General features: G+C 36.1%; 3 protein-coding genes. 1 reads left to right on the top strand and 2 read right to left on the bottom strand.

All coding sequences use genetic code 11. The features are described from left to right. Positions 1-134: 134 nt before the first annotated feature. On the top strand, positions 135-296 hold the full coding sequence (locus RXO53_RS08135) for a hypothetical protein (RefSeq protein WP_410713718.1): 162 nt from the start codon (positions 135-137) through the stop codon (positions 294-296). Positions 297-301: 5 nt separating this feature from the next. On the opposite strand, the gene RXO53_RS08130 is transcribed toward RXO53_RS08135, so the two are convergent. Then, positions 302-1,381 (bottom strand): glycosyltransferase family 4 protein, encoded by a 1,080-nt coding sequence (locus RXO53_RS08130; RefSeq protein ID WP_410713717.1) that lies wholly within the window; start codon positions 1,379-1,381, stop codon positions 302-304. Between the two features lie 644 nt (positions 1,382-2,025). Beyond that, positions 2,026-2,515, bottom strand: a 490-nt coding sequence (locus RXO53_RS08125) for a glycosyltransferase family 4 protein (protein WP_410713716.1), incomplete at its 5' end; no start/stop codon positions are given.

The raw sequence follows: 2,515 nt of genomic DNA, 5'->3' as shown, positions 1-2,515 counted from the left end.
ATGTTTTATGATAAAGAAATACAAGTATTAATAGTTGAGAATGATAAACTTGTTATCAAACTGACAAGCAAAACTTTCAAGTTGATGAACGTATCTCTAGAAAAGCATTTAGATTTCTATAAGAAGCTTCTAAGTTGGGATGGAAGTATAAGGACAGTATAATAGAGAAAAGTGATAGTTTTGTTAAATTTAAATATGTTAGTCATTCTGTTCTGTTTTTGAAATATTTGATGAAAATATACGGTAAAGTAGATGTTACAAGTAAAGATGTTATTGATATAGGTGCTAATTCCTGACTAAGCTATAGGGTCTTGAGTAGTCTCCTAAGTAAGGCCTCATATTGCCTTGCTACATTGATGTAGTCAAACCTCTTTACGTATTCAATGCCGTTGGCGCTAAGCCTATTCCATAGCTCGGTATCTCTTAACAGAGCCTTGATGGCAAGGGCGAAGGCCTCTGGAGAAAGCCTGTTAACCCTTAAACCGTTATAGTTGTTTATTACAGTCTCGTCTGGAACTGCCTCTGAGACTATAGGAGGGGTGCCGCTTGCCATAGCTTCAACGGCAACATATGAGAAGGTTTCATAACTTGAGGGTAACAATAAAGCTAACGACCTAGATAATATATCAATCTTTATCTCATCACTGATGTTATTTAGAGGTTCAATCCAGTTAGGTACGTGGCCAACGATTCCCTTAACTGCTTCATAAGCTCCTGGTCCAATTATAGCAAGCTTCAGTTCATAATCCTCCTCCCTTAACAGCTTTATTGCCTCAATGCTTATATGAAGATTCTTTTCTCCCCGAGTTCCTATGTGTACTATTAGATTATCCCTTTCCTGCCTAGGTTTCACCTTATAGGGACTTAAGTCAACAGGATTGTAAATCACCAAATTACAAATTACACCAACTTCTAAAGCTTCGTTCCTAGAACTCTTTGAAACGCAAACCGTATGGTCATAGGAAGCATAAAGCATCTTGTATATGCTTCTTTCAAATCTTGAGCCAAACTTAGTTACATTATGTAGTACTGCAACTCTTGGCTTAAAGGTTACCGGCACAATACCGCTTATTATTAAGGCGTCTGCATCCCAACTCCTTAGAATTCCTTTGCCATTCAAGAGCCACTCCAGAGAAACCCTAGGTTCTCGATGACTACTTATATTCCCTTTGATGGTGAGTATATCAACATTGTTCAATCCGTGCACCTTGCTCAGGTATTCTGGAAAGTTGCTGTAGCCCTCTGGAGGCTTAAGAAGTCCATAACTCATGAGGGCTACTTTATTATTTAATGCCATTAGCCCTTTAGCGAGATTTACAGTGAAGGTAGTAACTCCATCAAGGTGAGTTAGAGAATCCCTCCTAGCTATAACAATCCTCATAAATTTGTTTCCTCCTCTAGTATTTTTAGTATAGCTATAAATATATGGTTTTGTTGAATAACTTAACTTACTATTGCCAAGAAATGAATCCTCATCCTCTCTTTTTATTTTTCTTGGTGTTAATAATGCTATTCATTTTATGTTTCCTTTGTAAAGCATTGCATTTTATAAAGTAAAATATTATAAAATAATAATTACCTTATAATTATTATAAACTACATTTTGAACTTTGCTTTAAGAAATTTGGGCCAAGCTTTTGGCTAATTATTTCAAAATCAGGAAGCTTGTTTCCTCTGCTTAGATAATAATAGAGTAGCATAATTTCTATAATGTGCGTAATTCTTATAGCCTCAGAAGCTCTTGCCCTTCAGAGCTGAATCTATCTAGAAAAAAGTTTTTATACTTGATTTATTAAAAAATCTTATGCTTATGTAGGCTTTGCCCAAAGAGAGTTATAATAGAGATAAAGCTACGTGCTGTTGAGCTCGAAGAAGTCCATGGTTTACATTACTATTAGTTAGGCGGGTTGTTTACAACTAATTCTATACTTGATCATTATCAATATGAAGAAGATTGAAATGAAAGTATAAGGTTATATAGTTAAATATTACTCTTTAACTTATGAAGTTTTTAATAATACTACATCATATGGTTTCTTTCTGATATATTTTCAGAAGATTATCAACAACTTGATCCCAGGTCAGGAGAGGTTCCTTTCTACCCTCTAAGCTAAGCTTTTTCAACAAATCGCTATCATAATAAAGCTTTATTATCATTTCAGCTAACGCTTTAGGATCCCTTGGAGGTACCAGAGCCCCATTAATCAAATGCTTCACTCTATATGGGATTTCTCCCACAGCAGAGGCTATTACTGCTTTTCCTCTAGCCCATGCTTCGCTAATTGCAAGCGAGAATGCCTCAACGTTATCACTAATGCTGGGTAGTATTAAGGCAAGCGATGCATCTATTGCCCCTACCTTTGTAGTTTCATCAACGTAACCGGTAAAAAACACCTTGTCTTTAATTCCAAGTCTTTCTACAAGCCTTAAGTATGGCGTCTGATCTCCAGGGCCCACGATTACAGCCTTAAGCTCAGGAGATTCCTTTTTAATAAGCACCATTGCCCTTATAAGG

Source organism: Caldisphaera sp. (assembly GCF_046536515.1).
GTDB lineage: Archaea > Thermoproteota > Thermoprotei_A > Sulfolobales > Acidilobaceae > Caldisphaera.
Note: the sequence above shows the minus strand (reverse complement) of the source record. Positions and strands in the feature narration are given on the sequence as shown.

What these genes read in the sequence shown, in the direction of transcription:
- RXO53_RS08130 (WP_410713717.1), bottom strand. Translation starts at nt 1,381, where the DNA reads ATGAGGATTGTTATAGCTAGGAGGGATTCTCTAACTCACCTTGATGGA.